This window comes from Promicromonospora thailandica (assembly GCF_024171955.1).
Classification (GTDB): Bacteria; Actinomycetota; Actinomycetes; order Actinomycetales; family Cellulomonadaceae; genus Promicromonospora; species Promicromonospora thailandica.
In genome coordinates this window covers 52,700-67,260 of sequence record NZ_JAMTCS010000018.1, presented here as the reverse complement: position 1 = coordinate 67,260, position 14,561 = coordinate 52,700, and the positions used below count along the sequence as shown (strand labels likewise).

Genomic DNA, 14,561 nt, shown 5'->3' with positions numbered 1-14,561 from the left:
GGTCGAATGGAGCCGCCGCCTGGGCGGCGTACCGATCCTGGTCGCCCAGGACGACGCCGACTGGCTGGCCCGCACCGACCCCGCCGTCCAGACCTGGAAGACCGACCTCCAGATCCTGCCCGGCATCACCCTGACCCAGCCCGGCGGACACTTCCCCGGCTCCACCGTGGCCCACTGGGCCGCCGGCGCCCAAGGCCGCGGCGTCCTGCTCTCGGGCGACACCATCTTCGCCAACCCCGACCGCACCTCGGTCTCCTTCATGCGCTCCTACCCCAACCGCATCCCCCTGTCCGGAGCCGTGGTCCAGCGCATCGCCGACCACGTCTCCCGGTTCGAGTTCGACCGCCTCTACAACAACTTCCGCGGCGTGATCCCCGTCGACGCCCGGGCCATCGTCCAGCGCTCGGCGGAACGCCACGCGGCCTGGACCAGCGGCGCCAACGACCACCTCACCTGACCCCACGACGTGTCGGACCCTCAGGCCACCGGGGTGACCTGAGGGTCCGGCACATGTGCGCGGTTCAGCAGCAGCGGGCGCCCGGATCCGCGTCCTGGGACGCGTAACGGTCCCGCCAGTACTCCCGCACCGTGGGCACCGAGGCGCCCGGGTGCACGCGGCGCAGGTGCGCCACGTACCGCTCGTAGTCGCTCTCGCCCAGCACGCCGGTGACGTACCAGGCCAGCGCGCGCCAGCCCCGGCGGAGCGTGCTCACGCGTGCGTCCCGGTGCGGAGCTGGTCCGGGTTCTCGTCGTAGTAGGTGGCCCACTGGGCCGCCACCTCCTTCTCCACGTCGGTGGACACGAGGCCCGACGGCGCGAACGTCGCCGACTTCGTGTCCGGCTCCTCCGTGGTGGGCAGCCCGCCCGCCCGGACGGCCTTGACGCACACCCACAGCGCCACGAGGGCGACGATCAGCACCAGCAGCGCGAACACGATCGACAGGGTGCCCTGGAGGAACGTGTTGCGGATGACGGCGTCCATCGCGGCCGGGTCGGCCGCCGTCCCGAACGACGTCTCGCCCGCGGCCCGCGCCTCGCGGAACGCGTTGTGCTGCGCCCAGTACCCCAGGCTCGGCTCGGGCGAGAAGATCTTCTGGAACGACGCCGTCATGGTCACCGCGAGGTCCCACAGCAGCGGTACCGCGGGGATCCAGGCCCACCTGAGGTAGCCCTTCTTCACCACGACGACGGTGACCAGCGCGAGCGCCATGGCGGCGAGCAGCTGGTTGGCGATGCCGAACAGCGGGAACAGCGTGTTGATGCCGCCCAGCGGGTCGGTGACGCCCATAAGCAGGATGGCGCCCCACAGGCCGCAGACGACCACCGAGCAGATCCACGCGCCCACGCGCCAGGACGGGTCGCGGAACTTCTTGAGCGGGCCGCCCAGGTTGCCCAGGGTGTCGGACAGCATGAAGCGGGCCACGCGGGTACCGGCGTCGACCGTGGTGAGGATGAACAGCGCCTCGAACATGATCGCGAAGTGGTACCAGAACGCCTGCAGGCTCGCGCCGCCCAGGAACGAGCCGAGGATCTGCGACATGCCGAACGCGAGCGTCGGCGCACCGCCGGTGCGGGAGATGATCGACTCCTCGCCGACGCTGTCGGCGGCGGCCTGGATCTCCTCGCCCGTGACCGGCGGGCCTGCCAGCCCGAGGCCGTTCACGTAGTCGGCCGCGGAGCCGGGCTCCCCGCCGGTGAGCGTCCCGGGGGCGTTCATCGTGAAGTACAGGTGCTGGTCGATGGAGATGGCGGTGACCAGCGCCATGATCGCGACGAACGACTCGGTGAGCATGCCGCCGTAGCCGATGAGGCGCAGCTGGCTCTCCTTCTGCACCAGCTTGGGGCTCGTGCCGCTCGAGATGAGGGCGTGGAACCCGGACAGCGCGCCGCACGCGATGGTGATGAACAGGAACGGGAACAGCGACCCGGCGAACGCGGGGCCGTTGCCCTCGATCGCGAAGCTCGACACGGCGGGCGCCTGCACCGCCGGCTGCGCGATGATCACGCCCACGGCGAGCAGCACGATGGTGCCGACCTTCATGAACGTGGAGAGGTAGTCGCGCGGGGCGAGCAGCAGCCACACGGGCAGCACGGACGCGAGGAAGCCGTAGCCCACGATCAGCCACGCGACCGTCACGGGTTCGAGGGTGAACGTCTCGGCGCCCCAGGGGGTGTCGGCGACCCAGCCGCCCGCCACGATGGCGAGCACCAGCAGCACCACGCCGATCACCGACACCTCGGACACCCGGCCGGGCCGCAGGTACCGCAGGTAGACGCCCATGAACAGCGCGATCGGGATGGTCATGCCCACGGAGAACACGCCCCACGGCGACTCGGCGAGGGCGTTGACCACCACGAGGGCGAGCACCGCGAGGATGATGATCATGATGACGAAGACGCCGATCAGGCCGGCCGCGCCGCCGATCGTGCCCATCTCGTCGCGGATCATCTGGCCGAGCGAGCGGCCGCGGCGGCGGGTCGAGAGCCACAGGACGAGGTAGTCCTGCACGCAACCGGCCAGCACGGCGCCGATGATGATCCACAGGGTGCCGGGCAGGTAGCCCATCTGGGCGGCCAGCACCGGCCCGACGAGCGGGCCGGCGCCCGCGATGGCGGCGAAGTGGTGCCCGAACAGCACGCGCCGGTCCGTGGGCGCGAAGTCCCGGCCGTTCTCGTGCTCCTCGGCGGGCGTGGCCCGGTCGTCCCGGGGGCGCACCACCTTGTACTCGATGAGCCGGGCGTAGAAGCGGTAGGCGATGACGTACGTGCCGACGGCGGCGACGACGAAGTACGCGCCGTTGACCGACTCGCCGCGCACGAAGGCGACGAGCGCCCACGCGATCGCGGCGACGAGCCCGATCGCGGCGAAGATCAGCTTCTTGCCGGTGGTCATCGGTCTGCGGTCGATGACCGCGACCGGGGGGAGGTCCGGGTCGTTCCGGACCAGCTCGACGTGCTCGGGTGAGCGCACAGCGGCCTCCTTGCCGTGATGCCGGCCCCGCCGGGGCCGGGGTCCTGGGGGGTTAATTCGTTACCGTGCACTGACCCTAGTTGGCCAGGTTCACCCCAGACCAGTCCCGACGTGTCAGACGTACAGGTCGCTCCCGTGACCTGGGGGTCTGACACATGTGGGAACCTCTCCCCGTGACCCTCACTCTGCCCGACCCGCTGATCGGCCCGGCACGGCTCACGGCCGCGTTCCTCGTCTCGGCGTCGGCGATCCTGCTGTTCGCCGTCCACATCCGGCCGCTCGCCTACCTGCCGCTCGTGCTGGGCATCGTGCTGGGGCTCTGGGCCGACCGCGCGCTCGGGCGCGACCTGGCGCTGGTCGGTGTGGGCATGGGGATCATCTCGCTGATCTCCCTCGAGGCCGACCTGTCGGACGCCGGGATGCTGCGGTTCACGCTCGCGCTCGGCGGGGCCGTGCTCGTGCCGTGGGCGCTGTCGCGGTTCGTGCTGAAGCAGGACACCATCCGGTTCCCCGTGGCGACCGGACGCCGCTGGGGCCGTGGGCAGTGGACCTACCTGGTCGTCGTGGTCGCGGTGGGCTACCTGGTGCTGCCGTTCTACTTCCTAGGGTCGGGCGCCTACCTGAACTGGCCCGACCTGGAGGGGTCGCAGGACATCTGGCGCCTGTTCGTGGGCGTGAACGCCGTGGGCATCTGGGACGAGCTGTTCTTCATCTGCGTGGTGTTCGCCCTGTACTGCACGCACTTCCCGGTGTGGCAGGCCAACGTGCTGCAGTCGATCATCTTCGTGTCGTTCCTCTGGGAGCTCGGCTACCGCGAGTGGGGCCCGCTGCTGACCGTGCCGTTCGCCCTGGTCCAGGGCTGGATCTTCGCGAAGTTCAAGTCGCTCAGCTACGTGGTGGCCGTGCACCTGCTGTTCGACGCCGTGGTGTTCGGCGTGCTGGTGCACGGGCACCACCCCGAGCTGTTCGACATCTTCGTGACGGCGCCGTAGGCCTGTCTCAGCTCGTCTGGTCGTTCGTGGAACCCGGCCCGCCCACCGAGGCGAGCAGGTCGCGGACGTCCTCGACCTCGACGCGGATGGCGTCGGCCTCGGCCTGCGCCAGCGCCATGGCCTCGGCGTCCTTGCCGTTCTCGATCTCCTCGTCGGCCGGCTGCAGCCCGCCGTAGTGGTGCTCGACGAGCGCGGCGAGGAGGGCGATGTCGAAGTCCGTGGCGGTCAGGGCGGCGATCCCGTTGACCTGCTCGTCGGTGAGCATGCCGTGGTTGCCGCCCTCGTGGGAGTGCGCGGTCGAGCCCGCGCGGGGGCCGCTGCCGTCGTCGGGCAGCTCGGTCTCCAGCCCGTTCTCGGCCAGCGCCAGCGCCTCGCGGCCTGACGGCGGCACCGGGATGTCCCGCGCCTCCAGCCAGTCGGCGAGCAGCCGGACCCGGCCCGCCGACGCCTCGCCCACCTCGACGGCCAGGGCGAGCACGGCGTCGTCGTCCGACCGTCCGGGCGCGAGCGCCGCGAGCTGCACCGCCTGCGCGTTGTGCTCGATCGCGGTCGCGGCGTAGGAGGAGTCCGCGTCGGAGTACCCGGCGGCCTCCTGCTTGGCCGGCACGAACACGCCGAGCCACAGCAGCAGCGCGAGCGTCACGGCCAGGCCGCCCGCGAGGACGGCGCCCATGATCCGCAGCCGCCGTCCCAGGCCGTAGGCGGACGGCGGCGCCGCCTCGCCGGCCGTGTCGCCCGACGGCGGGGTGGTCTCCTCGGTCGTCGAGTGCTGGCGCGTCATGTCCGGGAGGTTCCCACACGAAGCGCCGTCCGCGCCATCACGGAAACCCCTCATGCCCACCTTCGAGACCGAGGTTGCTTCGCTTTGCGGCCGCTCAGAGCGAAGCAACCTCGGTCTCGAAGAGGAGGGACGACGGCGGACGGGCGAGGCCCACCGGTGCGGGGTGCACCGGTGGGCCTCGTCGACGTGGCGTCGGTCAGCCGGCGTCCGTCAGAACCGCTCCTGCATCTGCGGGTTGAGCGACGTGAGCTTGACCCGCTCGGCCTTGCCGTCGATCCGGTCGTCGATGTCGTACGTGTCGAAACCGATGCCGAGGTCGTTCGAGTAGGCGTAGCCGTTGTAGTAGTACGTCGACCAGGTGCCGCCGCTGCTCACGCCCTCGCCGCGGTCGAACCAGGCGACCTCGCGCGGGCGCTTCGAGTCGGTGAAGTCGAACACCGAGACGCCGCCCTGGTACCACGACTGGACCATGAGGTCCTTGCCCTTGACCGGGATCAGCGAGCCGTTGTGGGCCACGCAGTTCTCGTTCTCGGTGTTGATGCGCGGGATCTTGTAGTACGACTGGAACTTCAGCTCCGTCGTCCCGTGCCGGCCCTTCTTGATGTCGTAGATGCCGTTGGCGCCCAGCTCCGGCGCGAACTCGCCGGTGCAGGTCGCGAGACCGCCGCCACCGAGCTCATCGGTGAAGACGACCTTGGTGGCGTCGTTGTTGAACGTGGCCGAGTGCCAGAACGCGAAGTTCTCCGTGTCCCGCACCTGGCTGATCACGCGCGGACGCTCACGGTTCTTGATGTCCATGAGGATGCCGTCACCCATGCACGCGCCGGCCGCCAGGTCGTACTTGGCGTAGGTGGTGATGTCGTGGCAGCCGCTCGTGGTCGAGGCGCTGCGGTCCGGGTCGCCCTCGTAGCCGCCGTCCGGGAAGAGGTTCGGCGTGGCGACGAGCTTCGCCTGCGTCGGGTGCTTCACCGGGATCTTCACGATCGAGATGAAGTCGTGCGGCGGCTGGCAGTCCGGGAACGTCGCGTTGGGCGAGTAGGACGACACGTAGGCATAGAGGTCCCGGCCGTTCTTCGACGGTGCGAGCGAGTGGGTGTGCGAGCCGCACTCGGTCTCGATGGACTTCACGTACCGCGGCGAGAGCGGGTTCGAGATGTCCCAGATCTTGATGCCCTCCCACGCGCTCTTCTCGGTCGCCGGGAGCGACGTCGAGGCGCACGAGTCGTCGCTGCGGGACGAGTCGGTGGAGAGCACCAGGATGTTCTTGTAGACCGAGACGTCGTTCTGCGAGCCCGGGCAGTAGACCTGGACGACCTGCTTCGGGTTCGCCTTGTTCGTCAGGTCGTAGACGGTGAAGCCGTCGTAGTTGCCGGCGTAGGCGTACTTGCCCTGGAAGGCGATGTCCGAGCCGGTCCCCTGCAGCGCGCCGTTCTTCGGCTGGTTGCTGAGGTGGGTCATGTTGTAGGACGCGGTCTCGCCCGGCGGGACGTCCGGGTCCGCGACGGAGGCCATCGCGGAGGGCCCCGCGAGCGCCACCGCCGCAGCGGCGAAGATCGCGGTCAGGGCGACACCTGCGGCGCCCCGCGCTCGAGATCGGGTAAAGGTTGGACGACGCACGGGCGTCACACCTCCTAGATCGGTTGAGGGCAGTGTTGCTCACAGGGACCTCTCAGGACCAGGAGTTTCTCGATCTTTAACATGGTGGTGACAAATCACCACCTAGCGGCGCGGACAGGGCATCGCCGGTGCCGGAAGGGGTTGGTAGATTCCGGCGGGTGACGCCATCCGATGGTCCGCGGCCGCAGTGCCGATGACCTGCCGATGACGCGACCGTGAGCCCGCAGAGAGGATCGCCGTGGGAATGCTGACAGGTGCCGGACGCCGGATGCGCGCCCGGACGGCCGCGATCGGGCTGGTCGTGCTGGTGCCGACGCTCGCTCTGTCCGCGTGCAGCCCGGACGAGGAGCCGGAGACGGTCTCGACCCCGAGCTCCGTGGTGGTGCAGCCCGGCAAGCCGGGGGAGCCGGCGAAGACCGTCGCGCCCGAGGACTACGAGGGCGCGCCGGAGCAGGCGCCGTTCTCGCGGGCTGACGCCGAGTTCCTCTCCGACATGATCTGGCACCACGACCAGGCCATCGAGATGTCGGTGCTCGCACCGGAGCGGGCGGCGTCGGAGCAGCTCAAGACGTTCGCGAACCGCATCGACGTGGTGCAGGCCAGCGAGATCGACCTCATGACGAGCTGGCTGGAGGAGAACGACTACCCCGTGCCGCTGACCGCCGAGGGCGGCGACGGCTCCGGTCCGCGTGCCCCGGAGCACGGTCACGACGCCGCCGACATGCCCGGGATGCTGACCGACGTCGAGATGGCGGCCCTGGAGGACGCGTCGGGGCAGGAGTTCGACCGGCTGTACCTCGAGGGCATGATCAAGCACCACGAGGGGGCCCTCGCCATGTGCAAGGAGGTCGCGGCCGCGGGCAGCCAGGAGCGGGTGCTCGAGCTGGCGAACAACATCGCCGCCGACCAGATGGCGGAGATCGACCGCCTCGACCAGATGCTCGACGAGCTGTAGACGACGGTCGCCGGGCCGGAGCGGGTGCTCCGGCCCGGCGACCGGGTATGACGGGTCGTGCCCGGTCAGGCCCGGCGGCGGCCCAGCAGGATCAGGCCGGCCACGGCGAGCAGCACACCCAGCGCGGCCGCGAGGATCACGCCGATGCCGATCGGGCCGACGACGGCGTCGTCGACCTCGCTCTGCAGCCGTCCCGTGCCCGCCGAGAGCCGCTCGGAACCCGAGGCCAGCTCCGTGGTGCCGGAGGCCAGCTCGGAGGAGCCGTCGGCGAGCCGCTGGGTGCCGTCGGCGAGGTCCACGGCGCCCGCGGCGAGGGTCTGCGTGCCGTCGTCGAGCGCGCCGGTGCCGTCCACCAGGGTGCGGGTGCCCTTGCGGGCGTCCCCCAGCCCGTCGCGGAGGGTCACCGAGCCGTCGGCCAGGCGCTGCGACTTCTCGACCTTCGGGACCACCCGGTCGCGCACCTCGACGATGCCGTCGACGAGGCGCCCGGAACCGTCGTAGAGCCGGCCGACGCCGGACACGAGGGCCGGTGTCTGCGCAGCGAGCTCGACGTTGCCGTCGGCCACCTGCGTGGCGCCCGCGAGCAGGGCCGGGAGGCCGCCCCTGAGCTTGCCGGTACCGGCAGCCAGGTCCGCGTTGCCGCCGGCCACCTGGGAGGCGCCCGAGACGAGCTCCGGCAGCCGGCCCTTGAGCTGACCGGTCCCCGCGGCCAGGTCGGCGTTGCCGCCGGCCACCTGGGACGCGCCGGCGAGCAGCCGCGGCAGACCCGCCTTGAGCTCGCCCGTGCCCGCCGCCAGCTCGGCGTTACCGCCGGCGACCTGGGCCGCGCCCGCGACCAGGGTCGGGGTGCTCTGCGCCAGCTGCGCGGTGCCGCCGGCGACCTGCTGGGTGCCCGCAAGAAGTGCGTTGCTCCCGGCATACGCGCTACCGACGCCGCCGACGTACTGGCGGATGCCCGGGGCGAGCTGTCCGACGCCGGCCTTCAGCGTGGCACTGCCGACCTTGAGCTGCTCGGAGCCTGCGGCGAGGTCACGCGCACCGGCCTCGAGCGGCGCGATCCCGTCCGCGACCTGCTTGACGCCGCCGGACACCTGCGCGGTGCCCCCGGCGACCTGCTGCGCCCCGGCCGACACGGCCTGCGCGCCCGTCTCGAGCTCGCCGAGCTTGTCGCGAAGGCCGGCCGCACCAGCCTGGGCCTGGGACGCCCCCGCAGCCACCTGCCCGGCACCCGCGGCGAGCTCCCCGGAGGCCCCGGCGAGCCCGTGGAGCTGAGCCTTGAGCGTCGGGTCGTCGGTGGCGCCTGCCAGCGCGGTGAGCTGCTGCTGGAGCGCCTGGTTGCCGTCCTTGACCTGGTTGGCACCCCCGACCAGACCACCGATGCTCGAGGCGAGCTGGCCGGCACCGTCCCGGGCCTGGCCCGCGCCCGCCGCCACCGGAGCTGCGCCGTCGGCAACCTGCTGCGCCCCCGTCGCCGCCGCGGCGGCACCGTCCACCAGTGCGGGCATGCCGGAACGCAGCTGTGCGAGACCGCCGGCGATCTGGTCCGCGCCCGCGTCGAGAGTCGCAGCACCTGCCGCCACGTCGTTCGCGCCGGCCTGCACCGCCTCGGTGCCGTCGAGAATCGTCCCGTTGTTGGCAGCGAGCTGCGACAGGCCGCCGTTGAGCTCCTGGCTCCCGGCCAGCACCTGGCTGGACCCGTCGGCGAGCTGCGTGGCCGCGGCGTGGACCTGGCCCGTGCCGGCCGCCAGGGTCCGCGAACCCTCGGCCAGCTGCCGCGCACCGGCGTCGATCGGCATCACGCCGTCACTGACCCGCGCGACGCCGGCGTAGACCTCGCCGGACCCAGCGGCCAGCTTCTTCGCACCCGCGTCCAGCGGCGTCACGCCGTCCCGCACCTTCACCACACCGGCCTGCACCAGCGCCGACCCGGAGGCCAGCTTCTTCGCGCCGGCGTCCAGCGGCGTCACGCCGTCGCTGACCGTGACCACGCCCGCGGCGACCAGCATCGATCCGTCCGCGAGGCGCGTCGCGCCCTCGGCGAGCGCCGGGGCCGCGGTGTTGAGCGTGCCCAGGCCGTCGTTGAGCTGCGTCGAGCCCGCGGTCAGCAGCAGGGACGCGTCCGCCAGGTCGGCCACGTCGGACGCCGTCTCGGCGGTGCCGTCGGCGATCTTCTTGGAGCCGTCGTGCAGCTTGACCACGCCCTCGCGCAGGTCCGACGCGCCGGAGTCCAGCTTTCCGGCGCCCTCGGCAAGCCGCTCGACACCCGGTACCACCTCGTCCTGCACACCGGAGTTGAGCTCCGTGGCGCCCGCGCTGAGCTCACCGACGCCCGAGACCAGCCGGTTCTGGACACCGTCGTTGAGCTCGCCCGCGCCGTCGGCCAGCTGGACCGCGCCGTTGGCGACGCTGCCCTGGAACAGGAGCATCACGGCCGTGGCCACGATGGCACCGATGAGGAGCGTGGCGATTCCCACCGCCGTCAAGATCGTCGGTCCAGGCCCTGGTGCTCGGGATGCATGAAGCTGCGTCATCGTCCACCTCTCGCCCCGCGTGCGTCATCGCCCGCGGACGTTGTCCGACCGGCGTCCCCCTGGCCGCCGGGCCCGCCGCCGTCGGCGGGCACGAAGCCCGACATCGCGGGCGTCTGGGCCGAAGGTACCCGCGAGAACGCCACGGCGGACGTCTTTACTGATTACAACTCAGTAAAACGCCCAAAGATCACCCGCGCCCTGGTCAGGGGCGGCCACGTCCCGGTCAGCCCAGGCGCGCGTCCACGGCCGGGGCCGAGAACCGGTCGTCGACGGCGACGCGCGCCAGCCCGACCAGCACGGCGTCCGGCCCCAGGACCGCCGGCCGGATCCGCAGCCGCGCCGTCGCCCGGGGCTGCGCCCCCGCGTAGACGCCGGCCCGGACCCCCGCCATGACCGTGGGCACCGCGAGCTCTCCGGTCACCACCAGGTCGGCCGGGTTGAGCACGCCCACCAGCACCGCCAGGACGCGACCGGTCAGCGCGGCCGCACGGTCCAGCTCCGCCGTCACCCGCGGGTCGCCGCGTTCCGCGAGCGCGCACAGCTCGGCGAGCGACCCGACGTCAACCCCCGCCTTCCCGAGACGGCGCAGCAGAGCCGCGCCACCGGCCTCCGCCGCGAGGCAGCCGCGGCGCCCGCACCGGCAGACCGCGTCGCCCCCGACGTCGACGTGCCCGATGTCGCCCGCCCCGCCGTCCGTGCCCCGGTAGATGCGGCCGTCGAGGACGAGCCCCGCGCCGAGGAAGTTCGACGCCTTGACCAGCACGAACGGCTGCGGGCGCTCCTGGTGCCGGCCGGCCAGCTCGGTGTACTCGCCGTATGCCGTGGCATCGGCGTCGTTCTCGAGGTGCACGGGCACGTCGAACCGGGTCCGCACCGCCTCGACCACGGGCCAGCCGCCCCAGCCGGGCAGGACGGGCGGGTCGGACAGTCGGTGGTCGTGCGGGTCGACGGGACCCGGCACCGACAGCGCGACACCGCCGACGGCGGACTGCTCGATCCCGGCGTCGGCCAGGAGGGCGTCGAACCCGTCGAGCACCTGCGGCACCACGACCGCCGGACCCGCGGACAGGTCCACGGGCAGTGCGGCGCGGGCCAGGAGGGTGCCGTGCGGGTCGACGACGGCGAGCGCCGCTGCGTCGGGGCCCGCCGGCGGTGCACCGCCGTCCGGCGACCGGGTGCTCGGTTCCGCCGGCTCCAGCGCCGCGACGAGCACCAGCGAGTCCTCCGGGTCGAACACGAGGCGTTCGGCGCGCCGGCCGCCGGTGGCTCCGGCGTCGCCCGCGGCGCGGATGATGCCCGCGGCCAGGAGGGCGTCGATCCGCTGGGCGACCGTGACGCGGGACAGGCCCGTCGCGTCGAGCACCGCGGTGCGCGTGGTCGCGCGTCCGCTCCTGATGAGCTGCAGGATCTCGCCCGCGCCTGCTGCCACGTTCTTCCTCGGTTCCTTGCTCGGTGCGTGCCGCTCAGCCCTTGTCCGCCCCCGCGGTCAGGCCCTCGGTGAGGGCGCGCTCGGCCACCCCGTACAGAATCACGATCGGCACGGTCAGGAGCACGCTGCCCGCCATGAGGACGGTCTTGGACACCTCCTGCCCGTCGGCGAGGCGGGTGAGGCCGAGCGAGACGGTCCACAGGTCCTGCTTGGCGGACAGGAAGAGGAGCGCGAACAGGAACTCGTTCCACGCGATCATGAACGAGTACAGCGCCGTGGACATGATCGTGGGCATCGCGAGCGGCACGGTGATGCGGGTCAGGATCTGCAGGCGGGAGGCGCCGTCGATCACCGCCGCCTCGTCGATCGACTCGGGGATGCCCGCGAGGTAGTTGCGCAGCATGTGCACCGAGACGGGCACCGTCAGCGCCACGTACGCGATCACCAGCCCCACCAGTGACGACCCGAGGCCGAGCACCTGGAACCCGACGAAGACGGGCACGGCGATGATGATCGTCGGGAACAGGTAGACGGCGAGGAACAGCCACGAGACCTGCCTGCGCCCCGCGAACCGCAGGCGGGTCAGCGCGTACGACGCCGGCACCACGAGCACGACGGTCAGCGCCGACGCCGCGACGGCCACGAACGCCGAGTTGCGCATGAACCGCGCGAACCCGTACCCGCCGTCCTGCTCCGAGGCCAGCACCTCGCGGTAGGTCTCGGTGGTGAGGCGGTCGAGGGCGGGCAGCACGCGCAGCGGGTCGCGCAGCAGGTCGTCGATGCGCACGAAGCTCAGCGACAGCATGTAGACGAACGGCACCACGGTGGCCAGCACGAGCCCTACGACGACCACGACGCGCAGCACCCGCAGCACGCCGGACTGCACGGTGACCGCGCTCATGGCGTCTCCCTCTGCCGCGTCGTGAGCCGCAGGTAGATCGCGAGCGCGACCCCCAGGAACACGGCCATGACCGCGGCGGTCGCACTCGCGCCGCCGATGTCGCTCGACCCGGTGAGCTGCTCGAACACCCGCACCGACGCCACCTGCGTCCCCGCGGCACCGCCGGTGAGCAGGTACACGTCGTCGAACTCGTTGAAGGCCATGACCATGCGGAACAGCACGAGCAGCGCCACCGTGGGCAGCAGCTGGGGCAGCACCACGAACCAGAACTTCTGCAGCGGTGTGGCGCCGTCGACCACCGCGGCCTCCTCGATCTCGCGGCTGAGGCCCGTCAGGGCCGCCCCGAGGAACATGAAGGCGAACGGGAAGTACCGCCAGATGTCGTAGACGATGACCGTGAGCAGCGCCGTGGGCGCCGACGACAGGAAGTTGACCGGGTGCTCCCACCCGAGCACCCGGGTGCCGAAGGCGTTGACCACGCCGTACTGCGGGTTCAGCGCCACCTGCCAGACGAACGTGGTGGCCACGACGGGCGCCACGTACGGCAGCAGCATGACGGCCCGGAGCGGCGCCCGGAAGCGGAACCGGTCGCGGAACGCGAGCGCCGCGACCAGCCCGACCGCGATGGAGCCCACGGTCGTGGCCACGGAGTACTGGACGGTGGTGAGCAGCGACCGCCAGAACGCCTCCGAGGTGAGCACGTCGGCGTAGTTCTCGAGCGTGAGCTCGTTGAACAGGCCGTTGCGCGCCACGTCGACGTACCGCGCGTCCTGGAACGACAGCACCACGGTCCACACGATCGGCAGCACGATGATCGCGGCCACGACCAGCGTCACCGGTACGACGAGCGCGATCCCGTCGCGGTTCTCGTACCCGCGCAGCCTGGACCCCACGCCACCCCTCCTTCCCCCGGCCACGGGGCCGATGCCCCGCCGACGCGCTAGTCGCGGCCCACGATCTCCGACACGGCCTCCTGCATCGCTGACTGCGCCCCGGCGGCGTCGGTGCTGCCCGAGCCCAGGTCGGCGGCCGCCTTCGCGAGCGGCAGCTCGCTCGTGAGCGGGCCGAGCACGGCGCCCTGCCCCTGCGGGAGCGCCCAGCGGTTCGCCGACTCGGGGGCGGCGGCGAGCGTGTCCGTCACCTCGGTGGGCCACACGTCCGAGAAGGTGACCCGCTGGTCGACGCCGATCTGCAGGCCGGACCACGCGTCGGTGTACTCGGCGGGGTCGTCGGCCGTGCCGGTGCGCACCGGCACCTTGCCCTCGGGCGCCATGGAGAGCCAGTCCACGTACGCGTCCGACATCATGTACTCGACGAGGTCCGTGGTCTCCGGGTCCGCCCCGTCGGTGATGCCCCAGGACACGAGCTCCACGTACCCGGCGGCGTCGCCGCCCGCGGACGGCCCCTCGACGACGGGCACCACCGCCGTGTGCTCGGCGAGCCAGCCCGGGTCCTCGGTGCACTCGTCGCACGACGGCGTGAACTCCTCGCGCAGCCCGGCCAGCTCGTCCAGCAGGAACGACGACCAGACCGTCATCGCCGCCTGCCCCGCGAAGTAGGAGGCGCGCGTCGACTCGACGCCCTCGGTCCCGTCCGGCGAGAAGTCCGCGGCCAGCGCGCCGTACAGCTCGATCGTCTCGGTGCACGCGGGGCTGTCGAGGGTCGCCTCGCCGGCGTCGTCCACCAGCTCGCAGCCGTTGCCCTGGGCCAGGAACTCGAGGGTCTGCTGGGTGAAGGGGTCGGCGGCGTCGGTCGACAGCGTGATGCCGTACCGGCCGTCCGTCGTCAGCTCCTCGGCTGCCGTCCGCAGCGCGTCGTACGTGGTGGGCGGCTCCAGGCCCGCCTCCTCGAAGAGGTCGGTGCGGTAGTAGACCATCATGGGCCAGGCGTCCGAGGGGACGGCGAGCAGCTCGCCGTCGTCGCTGGTCAGGTCGAGGGCGACGGACGTGAACGTGTCCTCACCGAGCGCCTCGACCACCTCGGCGGCGGCGTCCCGGTCGAGGTAGCCGTCGCGGTCGAACGAGCGGACCAGCCCGGGGCTGATCGCGTTGACCACGTCCGGCATGTCGTCGCCCGAGAGGGCCGCGGCGGACAGGAGCTGCGAGACCTGGTCCTCCTCGACGGGCACGAGCTCGGTCTCGACGCCGGCGTCCGCAGCCCAGGCGTCCATGGCCTCCTGCTGGACGGCGAGGCGCTCCGGCTGGGTCTCGACCGTCCAGACGGTGACCACCCCGTCGCTCTCGGGCCCGCCGCTGCCGCAGGCGGTGACCGTCAGGGCCGCCGCGGCGGCCGCCGACGCGGCGATCGTCCGGCGGACGGCGCCCGCCCTGTCGTATCGGAACGTGCCGAACCGGGACATCGCATCTCTCCTCGCCGTCGAGTGA

At 72.0% G+C, this 14,561-nt stretch carries 12 protein-coding genes; 3 read left to right on the top strand and 9 right to left on the bottom strand.

Features of this window, described 5'->3' with window-relative positions:
* The coding region (locus tag APR03_RS24190) for an MBL fold metallo-hydrolase (RefSeq protein ID WP_504967662.1) at nucleotides 1-457 on the top strand (457 nt) is incomplete at its 5' end.
* Between the two features lie 64 nt (nucleotides 458-521).
* Here APR03_RS24190 and APR03_RS24185 read toward each other — a convergent pair.
* Both APR03_RS24185 and APR03_RS24180 read right to left on the bottom strand, forming a co-directional pair.
* Nucleotides 522-713: a YbdD/YjiX family protein gene (locus APR03_RS24185; protein WP_253839885.1), complete on the bottom strand. Its 192-nt coding sequence runs from the start codon at nucleotides 711-713 to the stop codon at nucleotides 522-524.
* On the bottom strand, nucleotides 710-2,971 hold the full coding sequence (locus tag APR03_RS24180; protein WP_253839884.1) for a carbon starvation CstA family protein: 2,262 nt from the start codon (nucleotides 2,969-2,971) through the stop codon (nucleotides 710-712). Before APR03_RS24180 ends, APR03_RS24185 begins: the two co-directional genes overlap by 4 nt.
* 173 nt (nucleotides 2,972-3,144) lie before the next feature.
* Here APR03_RS24180 and APR03_RS24175 point away from each other — a divergent pair, with 173 nt between their 5' ends.
* Nucleotides 3,145-3,963: a CPBP family intramembrane glutamic endopeptidase gene (locus APR03_RS24175; protein ID WP_253839883.1), complete on the top strand. Its 819-nt coding sequence runs from the start codon at nucleotides 3,145-3,147 to the stop codon at nucleotides 3,961-3,963.
* 7 nt (nucleotides 3,964-3,970) lie between these two features.
* Here APR03_RS24175 and APR03_RS24170 read toward each other — a convergent pair whose 3' ends face one another.
* Complete coding sequence (locus APR03_RS24170) at nucleotides 3,971-4,744, bottom strand: DUF305 domain-containing protein (RefSeq protein WP_253839882.1); 774 nt, start codon at nucleotides 4,742-4,744, stop codon at nucleotides 3,971-3,973.
* A 210-nt stretch (nucleotides 4,745-4,954) separates the two neighbouring features.
* Entirely contained in the window at nucleotides 4,955-6,256 is a 1,302-nt protein-coding gene (locus APR03_RS24165) for an LVIVD repeat-containing protein (RefSeq protein ID WP_253839881.1), read from the bottom strand.
* Nucleotides 6,257-6,605: 349 nt separating this feature from the next.
* Here APR03_RS24165 and APR03_RS24160 point away from each other — a divergent pair, with 349 nt between their 5' ends.
* Nucleotides 6,606-7,316, top strand: coding sequence for a DUF305 domain-containing protein (locus tag APR03_RS24160; RefSeq protein ID WP_253839888.1), 711 nt, complete (start codon nucleotides 6,606-6,608; stop codon nucleotides 7,314-7,316).
* A gap of 65 nt (nucleotides 7,317-7,381) precedes the next feature.
* Here the strand turns inward: APR03_RS24160 and APR03_RS24155 are convergent, their stop codons facing one another.
* The 5 genes from APR03_RS24155 to APR03_RS24135 form a co-directional block, all read right to left on the bottom strand.
* Entirely contained in the window at nucleotides 7,382-9,790 is a 2,409-nt protein-coding gene (locus APR03_RS24155) for a YhgE/Pip domain-containing protein (RefSeq protein WP_253839880.1), read from the bottom strand.
* A 280-nt stretch (nucleotides 9,791-10,070) separates the two neighbouring features.
* A complete protein-coding gene (locus APR03_RS24150) occupies nucleotides 10,071-11,276 on the bottom strand; it encodes an ROK family protein (protein ID WP_253839879.1) in 1,206 nt (401 codons plus the stop codon).
* A 34-nt stretch (nucleotides 11,277-11,310) separates the two neighbouring features.
* Nucleotides 11,311-12,177, bottom strand: a complete 867-nt coding sequence (locus APR03_RS24145; protein ID WP_253839877.1) for a carbohydrate ABC transporter permease — start codon at nucleotides 12,175-12,177, stop codon at nucleotides 11,311-11,313.
* Nucleotides 12,174-13,070: a carbohydrate ABC transporter permease gene (locus tag APR03_RS24140; RefSeq protein WP_253839875.1), complete on the bottom strand. Its 897-nt coding sequence runs from the start codon at nucleotides 13,068-13,070 to the stop codon at nucleotides 12,174-12,176. The genes APR03_RS24145 and APR03_RS24140 overlap by 4 nt, the downstream gene beginning before the upstream one ends.
* A gap of 47 nt (nucleotides 13,071-13,117) precedes the next feature.
* Nucleotides 13,118-14,536, bottom strand: a complete 1,419-nt coding sequence (locus tag APR03_RS24135; RefSeq protein ID WP_253839873.1) for an ABC transporter substrate-binding protein — start codon at nucleotides 14,534-14,536, stop codon at nucleotides 13,118-13,120.
* Nucleotides 14,537-14,561: the final 25 nt, after the last annotated feature.

Excerpts from the sequence above, each read along its gene's own strand:
- APR03_RS24170 (WP_253839882.1), bottom strand. The coding sequence starts at position 4,744 with ATGACGCGCCAGCACTCGACGACCGAGGAGACCACCCCGCCGTCGGGC.
- APR03_RS24165 (WP_253839881.1), bottom strand. The coding sequence starts at position 6,256 with ATGGCCTCCGTCGCGGACCCGGACGTCCCGCCGGGCGAGACCGCGTCC.
- APR03_RS24160 (WP_253839888.1), top strand. The coding sequence starts at position 6,606 with ATGCTGACAGGTGCCGGACGCCGGATGCGCGCCCGGACGGCCGCGATC.
- APR03_RS24145 (WP_253839877.1), bottom strand. The coding sequence starts at position 12,177 with ATGAGCGCGGTCACCGTGCAGTCCGGCGTGCTGCGGGTGCTGCGCGTC.
- APR03_RS24135 (WP_253839873.1), bottom strand. The coding sequence starts at position 14,536 with ATGTCCCGGTTCGGCACGTTCCGATACGACAGGGCGGGCGCCGTCCGC.